The sequence below is a fragment of the Rahnella sp. PAMC25617 genome, assembly GCF_050606005.1.
Taxonomy (GTDB): domain Bacteria; phylum Pseudomonadota; class Gammaproteobacteria; order Enterobacterales; family Enterobacteriaceae; genus Rahnella; species Rahnella variigena.
Genome location: NZ_JBOCUM010000014.1, coordinates 325,182 through 341,044 on the forward strand (window position 1 = coordinate 325,182; position 15,863 = coordinate 341,044).

At 50.2% G+C, this 15,863-nt stretch carries 14 protein-coding genes; 6 read left to right on the forward strand and 8 right to left on the reverse strand.

What is annotated here, in order from left to right; translation table 11 throughout:
- Nucleotides 1–14 precede the first annotated feature (14 nt).
- Entirely contained in the window at nucleotides 15–659 is a 645-nt protein-coding gene (locus ACM615_RS18690; RefSeq protein WP_129639978.1) for an NADPH-dependent F420 reductase, read from the reverse strand.
- Nucleotides 660–764: 105 nt separating this feature from the next.
- Between ACM615_RS18690 and ACM615_RS18695 the strand changes: the two genes are divergently transcribed.
- Nucleotides 765–1,652 (forward strand): LysR family transcriptional regulator, encoded by an 888-nt coding sequence (locus ACM615_RS18695; RefSeq protein ID WP_129639977.1) that lies wholly within the window; start codon nucleotides 765–767, stop codon nucleotides 1,650–1,652.
- Between the two features lie 74 nt (nucleotides 1,653–1,726).
- Here ACM615_RS18695 and ACM615_RS18700 read toward each other — a convergent pair whose 3' ends face one another.
- On the reverse strand, nucleotides 1,727–4,504 hold the full coding sequence (locus tag ACM615_RS18700) for a flavocytochrome c (RefSeq protein ID WP_431012321.1): 2,778 nt from the start codon (nucleotides 4,502–4,504) through the stop codon (nucleotides 1,727–1,729).
- A gap of 572 nt (nucleotides 4,505–5,076) precedes the next feature.
- Between ACM615_RS18700 and ACM615_RS18705 the strand changes: the two genes are divergently transcribed.
- Entirely contained in the window at nucleotides 5,077–6,588 is a 1,512-nt protein-coding gene (locus ACM615_RS18705) for an anion permease (protein ID WP_129639975.1), read from the forward strand.
- 76 nt (nucleotides 6,589–6,664) lie between these two features.
- Here the strand turns inward: ACM615_RS18705 and ACM615_RS18710 are convergent, their stop codons facing one another.
- Together ACM615_RS18710 and ACM615_RS18715 are read right to left on the reverse strand one after the other, a co-directional pair.
- Complete coding sequence (locus ACM615_RS18710; protein ID WP_120162498.1) at nucleotides 6,665–6,895, reverse strand: SDR family oxidoreductase; 231 nt, start codon at nucleotides 6,893–6,895, stop codon at nucleotides 6,665–6,667.
- Between the two features lie 101 nt (nucleotides 6,896–6,996).
- Nucleotides 6,997–7,959 (reverse strand): hypothetical protein, encoded by a 963-nt coding sequence (locus tag ACM615_RS18715; RefSeq protein WP_240783376.1) that lies wholly within the window; start codon nucleotides 7,957–7,959, stop codon nucleotides 6,997–6,999.
- A gap of 248 nt (nucleotides 7,960–8,207) precedes the next feature.
- Here ACM615_RS18715 and ACM615_RS18720 point away from each other — a divergent pair, with 248 nt between their 5' ends.
- Together ACM615_RS18720 and ACM615_RS18725 are read left to right on the forward strand one after the other, a co-directional pair.
- Entirely contained in the window at nucleotides 8,208–8,531 is a 324-nt protein-coding gene (locus ACM615_RS18720) for a DUF3302 domain-containing protein (protein ID WP_112288734.1), read from the forward strand.
- Between the two features lie 4 nt (nucleotides 8,532–8,535).
- Nucleotides 8,536–9,672: an HlyD family secretion protein gene (locus ACM615_RS18725; RefSeq protein WP_132966178.1), complete on the forward strand. Its 1,137-nt coding sequence runs from the start codon at nucleotides 8,536–8,538 to the stop codon at nucleotides 9,670–9,672.
- 86 nt (nucleotides 9,673–9,758) lie between these two features.
- Here ACM615_RS18725 and ACM615_RS18730 read toward each other — a convergent pair whose 3' ends face one another.
- The 3 genes from ACM615_RS18730 to ACM615_RS18740 form a co-directional block, all read right to left on the reverse strand.
- The gene (locus ACM615_RS18730) at nucleotides 9,759–10,235 is read right to left on the reverse strand and encodes a DUF1348 family protein (RefSeq protein WP_120162495.1); all 477 of its coding nucleotides are present in this window, start codon (nucleotides 10,233–10,235) and stop codon (nucleotides 9,759–9,761) included.
- Nucleotides 10,236–10,291: 56 nt separating this feature from the next.
- Entirely contained in the window at nucleotides 10,292–10,861 is a 570-nt protein-coding gene (locus tag ACM615_RS18735) for a TetR/AcrR family transcriptional regulator (protein WP_132966176.1), read from the reverse strand.
- A 223-nt stretch (nucleotides 10,862–11,084) separates the two neighbouring features.
- Nucleotides 11,085–11,993, reverse strand: coding sequence for a LysR family transcriptional regulator (locus ACM615_RS18740; protein WP_112288738.1), 909 nt, complete (start codon nucleotides 11,991–11,993; stop codon nucleotides 11,085–11,087).
- A 120-nt stretch (nucleotides 11,994–12,113) separates the two neighbouring features.
- On the opposite strand from ACM615_RS18740, the gene ACM615_RS18745 reads away from it, so the two are divergent.
- Nucleotides 12,114–13,043 carry an alpha/beta hydrolase gene (locus ACM615_RS18745; protein ID WP_132966174.1) on the forward strand — a complete coding sequence of 310 codons (930 nt, stop codon included), beginning with the start codon at nucleotides 12,114–12,116 and terminating at the stop codon, nucleotides 13,041–13,043.
- 357 nt (nucleotides 13,044–13,400) lie between these two features.
- On the opposite strand, the gene ACM615_RS18750 is transcribed toward ACM615_RS18745, so the two are convergent.
- A complete protein-coding gene (locus tag ACM615_RS18750; RefSeq protein WP_431012322.1) occupies nucleotides 13,401–14,318 on the reverse strand; it encodes a LysR family transcriptional regulator in 918 nt (305 codons plus the stop codon).
- Nucleotides 14,319–14,422: 104 nt separating this feature from the next.
- Here ACM615_RS18750 and ACM615_RS18755 point away from each other — a divergent pair, with 104 nt between their 5' ends.
- Complete coding sequence (locus tag ACM615_RS18755) at nucleotides 14,423–15,631, forward strand: MFS transporter (RefSeq protein ID WP_431012323.1); 1,209 nt, start codon at nucleotides 14,423–14,425, stop codon at nucleotides 15,629–15,631.
- The last annotated feature ends 232 nt before the right edge of the window (nucleotides 15,632–15,863 follow it).

The window sequence follows — 15,863 nt, forward strand, 5'->3', positions numbered from 1 at the left end:
TAAAGCCCCCTCTTTTATTTTCCGGCGGGTTTCGGTCTTACCGCCCTTTCCAGCGCTGCCTTTAATTCATTTTCCGTCATCCGCACACAATAGGTCGGCATGCCTCGCTGGAAGCGCCAACCTTCTGTAAGTGCGCCGACGTCAACAGCGTCAAAACCAAAGGCGTCATACAGCGCAATCACTGCCTTTTTCGTTTCCGCATCATCACTGGCGACGGGCAGCGCGCGACGTTGCGGATCGCCAGCAGGCAAACCGTCGCTCTCGAGATCCGTCATCTGAATCGCATTGAACGCTTTGGTGATTTTGGAGTGTGGCAGAAAATCGGCGAGATATTCGCTGGTAGTCGTCGTCTGATCATCAAGTTCAGCAATCTGACCGTCGCGTTCAGGGTAATAATTCACTGCATCGATTACCGGTTTTCCGCCGATTTCCGCCACCGGCAGTTGCCCGATAGCCGTCAGTGGCACGGCAATCAGCACAACATAGCCAAAAGAAGCGGCGTCTGCCGCGGTACCAATTTCACAGCCGATCATCGGCTTCAGGCTGAACAGCGTCTGAGGGCCGCGTGAATTACTGAGCATAACCTGATGTCCGGCCTTGATCGCCAGTTTAGCCACCGCCCTGCCCACAAACCCTGCACCAATAATGCCTATTTTCATGATTCTTACCTTTCATTTTGTTGTCGATAGGGTAAGAATAATTCCACACTCATTATTGATAAATCGCCTTCACAGACATAAACAAACAACAAATAAGAGGGAATCGTGGATCGTTTAACCAGCATGAATGTGTTCGTCAGAACTGCCGATCTGGGCTCTTTCGCGGCGGCGGCAGAAGCATTACGCATTTCCCCGCAGATGGTGGCGAAACATATCGCGCGCCTCGAATCCCGTCTGGGAACAGCGCTGATTAACCGCACGACGCGGCGTCAGCACCTGACAGACATCGGGCGCAGCTATTATGAACGCTGTAAGATCGTGCTTTCTGAGGCCGAAGCGGCGGATGCCATCGCGCTGGAAATGAAAGTCACGCCCTCCGGCACCTTGCGCGTGAATGCGCCCGTGACTTTTGGCACGTCCTCGCTGGCACCGTTTATTACGCAGTATCTGGCGCAATTTCCCGAAACGCAGGTGGAGCTGACGCTCAGTGACCGGATGGTCGATCCGGTTGAAGAAGGTTACGAAGTGATCCTGCGAATTGGTGAACTCAGCGACAGCCAGATGATTGCCTATCCGCTGCGACCCTACCGGCTGATTGCCTGCGCCTCCCCCGGTTATCTCATGCAAAATGGTGTGCCTGAAACACCGGCGGATCTCGCCGCCCATTCCTGTCTGGTTTACGGTATCTGGTCCCCTCAGGCACCCTGCCGCTGGCAATTTTACCAGGATGGGAAAATGCAGGAAATCCAGCCTGCAGGCCGTCTGCGCTCCAATGACTGGCGGGCATTGCTGCACGCCGCCGTGAGCGGATATGGCGTCACGCTGGGGCCGGAAGATGTGCTGAGTGAAGAAATCAGGGCGGGACGACTGGTGCAGGTGTTACCGGATTACGACGGGCCTTCACGACCTATGCATGTGCTGACACCGGCAGGATTAAGGCAAACTGTGAAAATCCGCAGTTTTATTCAGGCAGTGCGTGAGACATTTGGCTGAAGCATCCCTTCTCCATAAAAAAACCCACGCTCACGCGTGGGTTTTCGCATTTATAGCCTTTCACATTCTGACGATTATTGCCTCGCCAGCGCCGCCGCATTCTTACCGGCGAGAATGCCGAAGATAATAATGTCGGCGACAGCGTTACCACCGATGCGGTTCGCGCCGTGGATACCGCCGACCACTTCACCTGCGGCCCAGGCACCGGTGATCATCTGTTTTTGCGCATCAAGCACGGCGGTATCCGGATTAATCGTCACACCGCCCATGGTGTGATGCACGCCCGGCGCGATGCGGATGGCAAAGAACGGTCCCTGATTGAGCGGATGACGCAGCGCGGTGGTACGGCCAAAGTCTTCATCCTTTTTCTCCACCACAAACAGGTTGTAGCGCAGCAGGGTTTCAGAAAGTGTCTGAGGATCCATATTCAGTTTCACCGCCAGTTCTTCCGGCGTTGGTGCGCTGATCACAAAGCCTTTGGCGATATATTCATCGGCCGCTTTGTTATTCGACCGCACCTGTTCGTCGAAAATAACCCACGCGCTTTTTTCCGGTAAGGCGATGATTTCAGCAGACACTTTGTCGCGGGTTTCCATCTCGTTGTAGAAACGCTTCCCGGCCTGACTGACCAGGATCGCCCCGCCGCCACGGATAGCTTCGGAAATCAGATAGGACGTGGTTTGCTCAACCGTCGGGTGGATCTGAATCTCGCCCATATCCACGGTGTCTGCGCCCAGTTTTTGCAGCATGGCGATACCGCTGCCGGTCGCGCCCGCGTGGTTAGTGGTCACAAAACCATCGAGTTCAGGGCGATATTTCACCACCATCTCACGGTTAGCACTGAAACCACCGGTGGCGACTATCACGCTTTTCGCATTCAGGATGCGGCTGTCGTTATATTCATCCACCACTTTCACACCTGTCACGACGCCATTATCAGACAGGATTTCCGCGACTGACGTTTCAAGCAGCACTTCGATTTCGCGCTTGTTGATGTTTTTCACCAGACCGCTGATCAGGAAGCCACCGACAGCGGAACGATCCGCCGGACGGTGCGTACGGTCGATGCTCATCCCGCCGGTGATGGTGATGTCGTTCAGTTCAATTTCTTTCGCTGCCAGCCATTCGACGGCTTCCGGTGCCAGTTCCACAAACTCACGCAGCAAGACCGGGTTGTTTTTGAACTTGCCGCCTTTCAGCGTTTCGTCATAAAACAGCTCTTTACTGTCTTCAATACCTTTCAGTTTCTGGAAACGCGTTTCTGCTGCATTCATCCCGACTGAGGCTTTGATGGTGTTACCGCCGATGGTCGGCATCTTCTCGATAATCACCACATGCGCGCCTTCGTCATGCGCCTGAATCGCCGCGGCCAGACCTGCGCCGCCGCTGCCGATGACCACAACGTCAAAGTTTTGCGGCGCCTGCGGATTGCCGCCTTCTTCAATCACATGCTCTTTGCTGGAGGTCGCCAGTGCGCGGGAAACGGCTTTTTTCAGCGCCTCACTCTGGGTGGTCGCGCCGGTGATCGCATCAACGTGTGGACTGTTGGCGACCAGCATACGGGTACGCAGGCTCTCGAACGTGGTGGTGAAATCGACGTCCAGCGAATCGTCTTTGACCAGTGCGATATCGGTAATACGGTCGGTGTCGAGCGTGACGCTGATTTTCAGCTTCAGCGCTTCGGCTTCGACTTTCTCCTGATAAACGCCCGCTTTGTATTTACGGCCGGTAACGCTGGTGTCGCGGATCATGGCGTCAACCAGTGAGAAGCGCCACAACGGTTCAGGGATATTCAGTTCTTCGCGTTTGTGGCTGTCGATAAACAGCTCGAGATGATCGTTATTAACGATGCGATCGGCCCAGTCCGGATAGGCGATGCAGGCTTTACCGACGGCAATCAGGTCAAAACCGTATTCCAGCCCTTTCTCGGCATCGGCTTTGTTGATCACGCCGCCGACGCCAATTACCGGCACTTTGGCCAGTGTTTCAGAACGCATGGCGCGGAATTTGGTGATCAGCGGGGTCGGATCCTGCGTATCGACGATGGAAGGACGCAGCAACTGACCGACAGAGAAATGCACGTAGTCCAGCCCGCGCGCGGCGAGTTTTTCCAGCAGATACATGGTGTCGTCGAAGCGGATGCCCGGCACTTCCAGCTCTTCCGGCGAGAAACGGTAGCCGATAATGAAAGAGTTGTCGGCGAAACGTTCAGCCATCTTATGGGTGATTTCCAGCACTTCCAGCGGGAAACGGGCGCGTTTGTCGCGGTCACCGCCCCATTGGTCGGTGCGCTGGTTGGAGTTCGGCGAATAGAATTGCTGGATCAGATAGGTGTTAGCGCCGTGGATTTCCACGCCGTCGAAGCCTGCTTTAATCGCACGGTTAACGGCATCACCAAATTTGGTGATCATGGTTTCTACTTCTTCACCGGTCAGTTCTTTCGGCTGGGTTGCGCCTTCACGCGGAGCAGCGATAGCACTTGGCGCGACAGGCGTACGGCCGCCGATCAGTTCCGGCTCCACCATTCTGCCGCCGTGGTAAATCTGCAAAATCGCTTTCGAGCCTTTGGATTTAATGGCATCGGCAATTTTCTTCAGACCGGAAATTTTGTTGTCGCTGTCGATAGCGATAGCGCCGGGGAACGCCGGGCCCATACGATCTATGAAGCAACATTCGACGATGATGGTACCGATGCTGCCGGCACGATCGCGGTAATATTCCACCAGTTCACTGGTGACGGTACCGTCATAAAAGCCGGTACAGGTGGTCATGGGTGCCATCAGCAGACGGTTTTTCAGTACCGCGCCGTTAGGAAGCGTGAGCGGATTTAGAACCGGGGTCAGCTTATTCATTATGATCAACTCCGAAATATGTAAGTCTTGAATTTTTCCGTAGCCGCATTACTTATCGTTAGAAAACTACCGATTAATTAAGCAATCCGAAGCAGGCGAATATAGAAATCTGTTGGCTAATTTATTTGCATCAGGCGATGAAATTGGCGTTATAAACGTGCTGGAAGCAGGAGTTGTTTATTTACCCGACATGAAAACCAATACCACCTTCAAGTGTTAATGATGAGTTGACAAAAATCAACTTTAGATTAACATAAAAAATCTCACCTGCAAAATCAGCAAGTTGGATTGAATGTTGGCGTTTACTCAAATTTACTCTACATTCACATAAGCGGACTCTTTCAGGAAATAAATAACCACAATTTTTGTAATGACATTCATTTAAATATAAGTGAATGGCTCGTGTCATTTATCTTAAGAATAATAGTAATGTCTTAATTGCTTCACAAAGGCTGCATCATCGTTACGTACCGCTCAACACATTTCTGATAAAGCATAATAAAGGGTTCGTTGAACCAAGACACGATAACCGGGGCATCAGGCTCACTCTCAATTACGGGCAGATAAAATTTATGAAACCCACATCCACGCTGAATGATCCCGCCAAGGCCGCACCGCCTGCCGCGAGTCAAAAAAAACATCTGATTATGCTATTCCTGCCGGTGCTGGTGGCGGTGCTGTTACTGCTGACGCCAGTGCCTGCGGGGCTTGAACCTTATGCATGGCACTTCTTCGCCATCTTCGTCGGCGTGATTGTCGGGTTGATCTTCGAACCCCTGCCGGGCGCGGTAATTGGCCTGACCGGTGTGGTCGTCATCGCCCTGTTCAGCCAGTGGCTGTTATTCAGTCCGGAAGAAATCGCCAACCCTAAATTTAAGATGCCCACCGAAGCCTTCAAATGGGCGGTGAGCGGCTTCGGTAACTCAACGGTCTGGCTGATTTTTGGCGCGTTTATGTTTGCCGCAGGGTATGACAAAACGCAGTTTGGCCGCCGTCTGGCGCTGATCCTGGTGAAATATCTCGGTCGCCGCAGTCTGACGTTAGGTTATGCCATTACCTTTGCGGACCTGTTGCTGGCGCCCTTCACGCCGTCCAACACCGCGCGCAGCGGCGGGACGATTTACCCGATCATCGCCAACCTGCCACCGTTATACGGCTCCAAGCCCAATGACCCGAGTGCGCGTAAAATCGGTTCTTATCTGATGTGGGTAGCGATTACCGCCGCCTGTATCACCAGCTCGATGTTTCTTTCTGCACTTGCGCCGAACCTGCTGGCGCTGGCGTTAGTTAAAAGCATCACCGGCTTTACCATCTCCTGGGGCATGTGGTTCCTGGCATTCCTGCCGCTGGGCGTGCTGTTGATCCTGACCATGCCGCTGCTGGCCTACTGGTTCTACCCGCCGGAAGTGAAGATCAATGATGAGGTACCGCGCTGGGCGAAAAGCGAACTCGACAAACTGGGTAAGCTGTCACGCAACGAAATCCTGCTGCTGATCTTCGTCTGTTCTGCCCTGCTGATGTGGATTTTTGCTGCATCGTGGATTGAACCTGCCATGGCTGCGCTGCTGGTTGTCGTGCTGATGCTGTGGACCGGCGTGCTGAACTGGAACGATATCACCAGTAATAAACCGGCCTGGAACACTTTCGCATGGTTTGCCACGCTGGTGGCACTGGCGGATGGTCTGGCCCGCGTCGGCTTTATCGCCTGGCTGGGTAAAGAAGGCGGACAACTGCTCAACGGATTCGACCCGCAGGTGGCGGCCGTCATGCTGCTGATTGCGTTCTTCCTGCTGCACTATTTATTCGCCAGTACCACAGCGCACACCACCGCGCTGTTACCGGCGATGCTGACCATCGCCGCAGCCATTCCGGGCATCAACATGCCGGTTTACTGCCTGATGATGGTGACATCGCTGGGTGTAATGGGGATCATCACCCCGTACGGCACCGGCCCGAGCCCGATTTACTACGGCAGCGGCTATCTGCCAACCAAAGACTACTGGCGTCTGGGCACCATCTTTGGTGCAATCTTCCTCGGCGGCATGATGCTGATTGCCTATCCGTGGATGGTATTGATGTTCTGATATGCTTTCTGAAAAAGCACAACCGGCCTGTGGATTACCGCTGGCCGGTTTTTTTTATCCTGGTATTAATCGCGCATCACACCTGCGCCATACCGCCGTCTACGAACAGCTCAGTCCCGTTGATAAAGCTGGCAGAATCGGAAGCCAGAAACGCCACCACTTTACCAATTTCTTCCGGCTCACCCAGACGCCCCAGCGGCACCTGTGCGCCCTGCTCAGCCAGTTCTTTTGCGCTTGCCAGACCAATACCGCTGGTGCCGCCGGTAACCAGTGCAATTTTTCCGCTCAGTAATTTGCTCATTTTCATTACTGAATATCAGTGGAGTTTCGGTGAGCCGCGTTTGCGGCATGGACTTACGGTAGTCCTGCGCGGTTTATTGAAAAATAGTGGAAAACGAAGTTGCGCAATCAAAAACTGAATGCCATGCCGATACCATAACCCGAGGTGTTATTTCCGAACATGTAGCGTGCGACCACGCGTGTACGACTGATCACAATATCATACTTGCTGCTGTCGAGTTCCAGCCCCAGTCCTAACGAATTTAAGCTATCAAAACCCAACTGACCTCGTTGATTTCCAAGGTATTCTGTACGTGCACCTTCCATTACATACCGTACTGGTTTACCCAATAGCGTCCAGTCGGCTATTGGTGCTCTACGGCGCAGATATAACCCGATATTTTCCGCGTCGGCGTTGCCGCTGACAACGTCCGGGCTATTGGCGAAACTTTGCAAATGCTGATAGGAATAGCGTAATTCCAGGTCAATATCCTGGGTCTTAGAGAACAGTTCGTAGTCAAGCATCAGTGCTCCGCCCAATCCGTAGGCATTAAGGCGTCCACCGTCGAGGAAGTCGTACTCACCGCCCCTTTGGCGTTCAAGCGCCCGGGCGCCGATGCGTAAATCGCTCGCCACGGTACCTAACGAAAAGTTAGCGATGGGGCGTAATACCAGGTTACCCCCCAATTTATCTTTAAGCAGGCGGATGTCCCAGCCGATGCCCCCGGTGGCAGTCACGCTATTCCATTTGACCGGGATATTACGACTCTCGCTGCCATTGGAGACAACAAACTGCGGATCGTATCGGCTATATCCCAGAACACCTTCCAGATAGATGGGGACCGTTTCACTCAACGTAGCTCCGCCACCGATCTGGGTGAGAGAGAGCGCCGTACTCTCGTTGGATGTATTGCGGATATTGAGGTCGCTGGCGGTGATATCAGGCACCACCGTATAGGTCATCAGTGAAAGAACCGCATCGGCCCGTTTCTTGATGAGGTCCCCACCGGCGGAAAAAGTCTTCGCGTTTACCAGTAATAGTATTAATAAGATGACCATTTTGAACTGATAAATTGCGAACCGCATCACCATACTTGGCTCCCTTAAAACCCTTTGCTGGTGGAATATAGTTATATTAAATGTTTTTTCTTCAAATAAGTGCTGAGAAAGCACTATGAAAAGCAGTCCATCTTTAATAAAACAGCATTAATTTCATGGATTTAAATTTAAGTACTCTGTCAACATTCAGTATAGTGTATTAATGCACAGAAAAAAAAGGCGGCAATGTTATTTAACGTCTATTATTTACTCAACACCACTTATTAAGGTTCCAGGCCGCTATGTTCCTGAATTATTTTGCGTTGGGTGTCCTTATTGTAGTCTTCCTCATTATCTTCTATGGGATTATTATTCTTCATGATATTCCTTATCTCATTGCCAAATCCAGAAATCATCCTCATGCTGATGCTATCCACGTGGCAGGCTGGGTGAGTTTATTTACGCTACATGTTATTTGGCCGTTTTTATGGATATGGGCCACATTGTATCGTCCCGAACGCGGATGGGGCATGCAAACTCAGGAAGCTTCCTTGACCCAGTTGCAGCGACGGGTCACGGAATTAGAACAAAAACTGGTAAACACCAACATTCCTCCATTGGAGTAACACGATGGATTTACTCATTATCCTGACTTATGTCGCCTTTGCGTGGGCAATATTTAAGATTTTCAAAATACCGGTAAATAAATGGACAATACCCACTGCGGCCTTAGGTGGCGTTTTTTTAATTGGCGCGCTCATTTTATTGATGAATTACAACCATCCCTATACAGATTTGGCGCAGAAAGCGGTTATTTCAATTCCTATTACTCCTCAGGTAACGGGGATTGTTAGTGAGGTAACCAATAAACAAAATACGTTAATGAAAAAAGGAGACCTTCTTTTCAGGATCGACCCAGCCCGCTTCCAGGCTCGTGTTGATAAATTACAAGCTGATCTGGTGACGGCTATTCACAATAATCAGGTACTCAAGGGACAATTAGAGGGCGCTATCGCTAATACATCTCGCGTCAGTGCCGAACGCGATCGTTTATATAAAGACTATCAACGTTACCTTACCGGGAGCAAAGCGCGTGTAAACCCTTTTTCTGAAAGCGATATTGATAATGCCCGGCAAAACTACCTGGCTCAGGATGCGCTTGTGAAAGGATCGGTTGCCGAGCAGTCACAGATTCGAAGTCAGTTAGACAGTGTGCTGAACGGGGAGCAATCGCAAATAGTGAGTATCAGAGCTCAGCTAGCAGAAGCTAAATATAATCTTGAGCAAACCGTCGTTCGAGCCCCGAGTAACGGTTATGTAACTCAGGTATTGATTCGACCTGGAACTTATGCGGCTTCCCTTCCGCTGCGCCCGGTAATGATATTTATTCCTCAGCAAAAAAGGCAAATCATAGCTCAGTTCAGACAAAACTCGCTGCTACGACTGGAGGCTGGCGATGAGGCTGAAGTTGTATTCAATGCACTCCCAGGGCAAGTATTTTCTGGAAAATTAACCAGTATTCTTCCCGTAGTACCAGGAGGGGCATATCAGGCTCAGGGCGCCCTTCAGTCACTGAGTAACGTCGCGGGCAGCGACAGCGTGATTGCCATCATTGAACTGGCGCCAAACAATGAAATTGACGTTTTGCCTGATGGTATTTACGCACAAGTGGCCGTGTACTCAGACCATTTCGCCCATGTTTCAGTGATGCGTAAAGTACTGCTGCGTATGACCAGTTGGATGCACTACCTCTATCTGGATCATTAGTGAAGTGGTCGCTAAAAGTTGGCCACTTCTTGAGGTGGCCATCTAAAACCCCTGTAGGTCCGCTTCTGGCGAGATAACCGTCAAATTTACAGACCCAACTCCGACAGACCGGGATGGTCATCCGGTCGACGGCCCAGGGGCCAGTGAAACTTGCGGTCACCTTCTTTGATAGGCATGTCATTGATACAGGCGAAGCGACGGTGCATCAGGCCATCTGCTTCAAATTCCCAATTTTCATTCCCGTAAGAACGAAACCAATTACCTGAGTCGTCACGCCATTCATAAGCGTATCGAACAGCAATGCGGTTACTACCGAACGTCCACAACTCTTTAATGAGACGATACTCAAGTTCTTTGTTCCACTTACGTGTGAGGAATTCTTTGGCTTCTTCACGATTATTTGCAAACTCTGTTCGATTCCGCCATTTGGTCTCCAGTGAGTACGCCAGCGATACTTTTTCGGCATCGCGGCTGTTCCAGCCATCTTCAGCGAGCCGAACTTTCTCAGTCGCCGATTCGTGAGTGAAAGGTGGAAGTGGCTGGCGAATGTGTGTATCGGACATGGTAAAACCTCCCGTAAAATTGGAACTATAAATAGAAACAGTTTTGTTACTCAGGCCTAAGGAGAGACCTGTTCCAGCAAACGTTCCGCAACTTCCCTTGCACTGTCGGCGGCGCTGCTATCGCCCATCACATAGGATATGGTGATTGCGCCCTCTATCAGAATCAGCAACTGTTTGGCCAGAACGACAGGTTGCTCAATGTTTAATTGCTCCGTGAGATCGAGCGTGTAATCCAGCAATTTTTGTTTATGCAGCTTTGCTATCTGACGAATGGGGTCGTTATGATCACCAACTTCTCCGGCTGTATTTATAAAAGCACAACCACGAAAGCCTTCTGAATCAAACCAGCCCCTGAGCACACTGAACATATTCAAAATGCGCTTCTGAGGAGTATCACCTTTATCAGATTCAGTTCTGAACCAGTGCATCCAGCGTTCATCACGTTCTTTCAACGCGGCTGCTGCCACGTCATCCTTGTTCGCGAAATAGCGATAAATACTTTTTCTTGCTACGCCTGAGGTCTTGACCAGAAGGTCCATGCCTGTGGCATGAATTCCATTCCTATAAATCAATTGCTCAGCGGTAGTCAGGATTTTTTCGCGGGTATCTGTTGGCTTCTTGTTCATGAGATGAAGGTAGAACGATCGTTCTCCATGGTCAACAGTTTTCTTAAAAACAAGTATAAAAATGAAAAAATACAGTCTTTGAAGGTTAAAGAATGGGTAGCCATTTATGAATAGAGCGAGATTTGAAAATGTCCCCTTTTGGCACAAAGTTGACGGGCAGCTATGAGCGAGGAGCGGACATTGTGCCTGAAAATGCTGCCGGACAACTGCGTTTGGATATACTTTATTCCCAAGGTAAACCTTGCTCCCAGCTTTCCACAAGCAGGTCAATAAAGGCCCGGATTCGCGGGGATAAATGTCGTTTACTGGGATAAATGAGTCGAATAGGTTCCGGAGGGAAAGGATACTTCTCAAGCACCGGTATCAATTTACCGCTACGCAAATCTTCTCCAAGCATATAGGTGGGTAAGTGAACGATACCGAATCCGGAAATTGCCGATGCCCGCATGGCTTCCGAACTGTCGAGGTTTAACCGCCCGGGTCCTTCATACACAAAAGTGCCTTCCGGTGTCGCAAACCGCCAACTGCGTCTCTTTTCTGCACTCAGAAGAAAAATAGTGTCATGCCTGGTTAAGTCTGCGGGTGTTTCCGGAACGCCCCGTGAAGATAAGTACTCGGGGGATGCACAAGTGACAATATGCTGCGAAGCAATCGTGCGGGTAAGAATACGTGAGTCATCGCGAGGTTCACCTATACGAATGGCAATATCAAAGCCTTCCTCTATCAGGTCAACAAACCTGTCGCTAAAGGACACTTCGGCACGAATTTCCGGCCACTTTTTCAGATAAATATCCAGAATGGGAAGGATATGTCGCTGCCCAAAAGAAAGCGGCGCACTCAGCCGGAGAGTCCCCGTTGGCTTACCCCTGCGCATGGCCATGGCGGCATCGACTTCTTCCAGGTCCTCAAGTATCTGGCGGCAACGATCAAACATGACCCTCCCTTCATCGGTAAGACTCAGACTTCGGGTGGTACGGTTAAGAAGACGAACCCCCATACGCGTTTCGAGCCGGACGATACTTTTACCAATCGCAGAACGTGTAAGCCCAAGGGAACTTGCGGCGTGTGTGTAACTCCCGGCTTTTACAGCCGCGACGAACGCGGCGATATCACCAATGCTGTTGATCTCCATACTATATTTTCTCATCCAATATGGTCGTTGTTGTACCCTTATATGGGAAGCACATTCCCTAAATGTTGTTATATTATATATTCCTGTTCCAATTTAGCGCAAATACAAACAGGAATACCGATGATGAATCAACAAACAAAGAAAGCCGTAAAAGAATGGTCAGAAAGCCTGGCCGGTCTGGGACCAATCCTTACGGGTGAAGATACCGTAACGCCAATGAGTGAAGTGCGTGACGCCTATACCCGTATGCTGGCTAAAAATCCTGCACCTGCAGGTGTTGGCTTTACTGAGGTCAATATGGGGGGCGTGCCGGGAACGCTGGTGACTCCTGAAAATCTTAAAACCGATGCCATCGTCATGTACATCCACGGTGGGGCATACATTGTCGGTGAATCTGCTGGCTATCACGGTATTGGTGGCAACTATGCCAGCATGCTGGGCGCCCGGGTTTACATGCCAGATTACCGACTGGCACCAGAGTATCCTTTCCCTACGCCCGTTACCGATACCGTTCGTGCATATGAGTGGTTGATTGAACAGGGATTTGACGCCAGTAAAATCGTGCTGGCAGGCGAGTCTGCGGGCGGCGCGATGGTGGTTACCGTTATGGTTGCTGCACGCAACAAGGGCCTGCCACTTCCAGCCGGCGGGGTCGCTATTTCACCCTGGGCTAACCTTGAGCACACGGGTGTCTCTATGACCAACAGAGAAGGCCTTGATCCTCTGAACACCAAAGCGGGTCTTGATTTTCTCGCACGTACGTTCCTCGGCGATGCATTGCCTAACCATCCAATGGCATCACCGGTGTTTGCTGATGTAACGGGCCTGCCGCCGGTGCTCGTTCAGATAGGTGAAAACGAACTGATGCTGACCGACGCGATGCGTCTGGCAACTCATCTGGGGGATAACCGCGTACGCGTAAATCTGGAAGTCTGGCCGGGCATGTTCCACGCCTGGCATTTCTTCTCCACGTTGCAGCCAGAAGCGGTACAGGCGCTTGAGAGTTCAGTCGCCTTTATTGAAAAGGCTCTACGTGATGCAGCGAAGTAATCATCATTGATGATTGACTAAATAACGGGCGCAGCTGACTGCGCCCGTCAGGAGTGAAAATGCCCCTCTACAGACACAACCAACCTATACGTCGGATCTTGCCTCACATAGCGCATATAAGCGCCTATTACGCCCGGGTAGCGATTCAGGCGAACGTCACGCATTACCTTACTCTAGGTGCTATGTGACTTATATTATACAAGGGCTGGGTATTAATAATGATTTTGTGGGTCAGGAAACCAGCGACATTGTCCGCTTCTGGCACAAAGTTGACGGGCAGCTATGAGCGAACAGCAGACATTCCGCATTTAGAGACCATTGTAACTCCGGGACTCTCTGTGGCTGTTTAATGTATCCTCAGGTCGCTAAGGATGTATTGCTCAAATTCTGATGTATGTATTCAATAAGCGCTCGTGTTTTAGCGGGCAAATAACGCCTGTCTGAATAAAGTGCGAACAATTGAAGTGGGGCTGGCGGTTGTTCAAACTTAATCTCGATCAGCCGTCCATCGTCGATGTAGGGTTGGCAGGCCTGTTTTGATAGAATAGCAAAACCTACACCCGCTACCGCTGCGCGTCCTGCCATCTCTCCGCTGTTTACCCGGTAATGGCCTTTAACCTTAATCGTCTCGAATCCCCCCTTTTTATTCACAAACTGCCAGGGAGCACCTTTAAGTGCATTTACCGTGGTTATACAGGGTAATGTTTCAAATTGCTGTATACGAGAAGGGATGCCATAACGCTGAATAACGGAGGGGGCTGCAACGATGGTGCAAGGAATAGTTACCAGATGACGGGCTATGTAATCACTGTCATCCAATTGGCCACGGCTCACAATAATGGCTAAATCCAGATCGTCTCGCAGGGATTCAAGACCAGACAAATTTGTGACACAGCTAATTTCCAGATCCGGGTGCTGGCAGGCGAAATCGGCAATCACAGAACCCAGCAGTGCAGGACCTATTTCATTGGGAATACAGATACGTAGTGGCCCCTTGATCTGCATCTGCCGCAACGTTAATTCTGTTTCAGTTTGTTCAAGCGCTTCCAGTAATGGCTTCGTCCGGGTATAGAGCAGGTGCCCCGCTTGTGTGAGTTTCATATGTCGGGTGCTGCGCTCAATGAGCTGAAGATTCAGTCTGTCTTCTAACTGAGAAATACAACGACTCACGTTTGATGTCGGCATTTCGAGGACTTTAGATGCCCCAACAAAACTGTCTCTTTCAACCACCGCAATGAAAACTTTCAGGGTATTAAAATCAAGAGCTGGGCGCATGAATTATCCCATATATGATAAAAATAAGTGCCATTTTTACCATCTAATCAACGCTATTGATAGCAATTAAACTCGGATATCTTTCATCCATAGGGTTGCTTGCTATGCCACTGGTCACACAGACGTTTAATCATAAAACACTCACGCGGATAGCCGTTGTAATGGCTTTTATCCAGTTCACAAATGCACTGGAATATATGATGTTCAACCCTGTTTTTGCTTTTATGGCAGCAGACTTCGCCGTTCCCGTATCATTCTCAGGCTACGTATCCGGCATGTATACCTCCGGGGCGGTCCTGTCGGGAATTATCGCCTTTTACTGGATTGGTCGTTTTAATAAGAAACGTTTTTTAATCGCCAATATGGCACTACTCTGCCTACTGACACTTTTGACGACATTTACCTCCAGCTTTAGCCTTCTTCTTGCATTACGATTCTGCGCAGGACTGGTAGGAGGCACAACAATGGGGGTGGGTATCAGTATATTGATAAATCTCGCCCCGGCTAACTTGCGAGGAAAAATGTTGGCGACGGTCATTGCATCTTTTTCGATGGTAAGCATTGTCGGAACGCCCACGATACTATTTGTGTGTGCTCATTACGGCTGGCATGTCGCTTTGTGGTTAATCAGTACGCTGTGTTTGTTGGCATTGCCACTGATTGTTTCCATCATCCCTAAGGATCCAGTCTCTTTCGACACACCCCACGCAATGCCTATCGACGTTAATACTTTACTGTTCGCTTCCAGTAATGCGCTGGTACAGTTTAGCCCGATGCTGGTCATTCCTGTTCTGGTACCATTAATGACCCAGCAACTGGAGGCCTCTCAATACCTGCTGCCATGGCTATTTTTCGCCGGGGGCGTTGCAGGATACCTGTCAACAAAAATGACAGGCGCGTTAACTCCGCATTTTTCTGCTGTGAGTCTGGCTACAGGGTCAACTTTCGTTTTTTTACTCGCTTTGCTAATACCTGTTATGGGCTATTCGCATCCGGCGCTATTTATTATTTTATTTCTCGGTGCATCTTACAGTCGTCTGGTTTCCTCCTCGGCGGTTAGCATTCAGTTTCCTGATGACAGGCAGCGAGCGGGATTCTCTTCATTGCAGTCATCAATAATGTACCTGATCACAACGGTCGCATTTTTTCTGTCTGCTTTTCTATTACCTGGGCACGCCATAGCACCACAAAATATGAACACGTTGCTGGGGGTTTGTGCAATATCCGCATCAGGGTTCCCCATCGTCGTTATCATTCTGCAAAAGAAACTGGCTAAGCGTACGCTCCAACCGAATCATCTCATCAATGTTTAGCATAACGTCCGTTCCTGGCACACAGCAGACAAACACCTGATGCTGAAGGTCTGCTAAGAGCGAACAGCGGACGTTATGAGTAGCTTGCTAGTTAAGTTTATTAAGTTAAGATATTGTGTCGCTGCAGTAGTTTGCTTAAGTGAGGAACGCAAAGTTCCTGCTCGAAATGCTGGGAACAAGGTTTTAGTAGGTTAACCATATAAACTAAAAAATTTAACGAGGTTAGAATGAG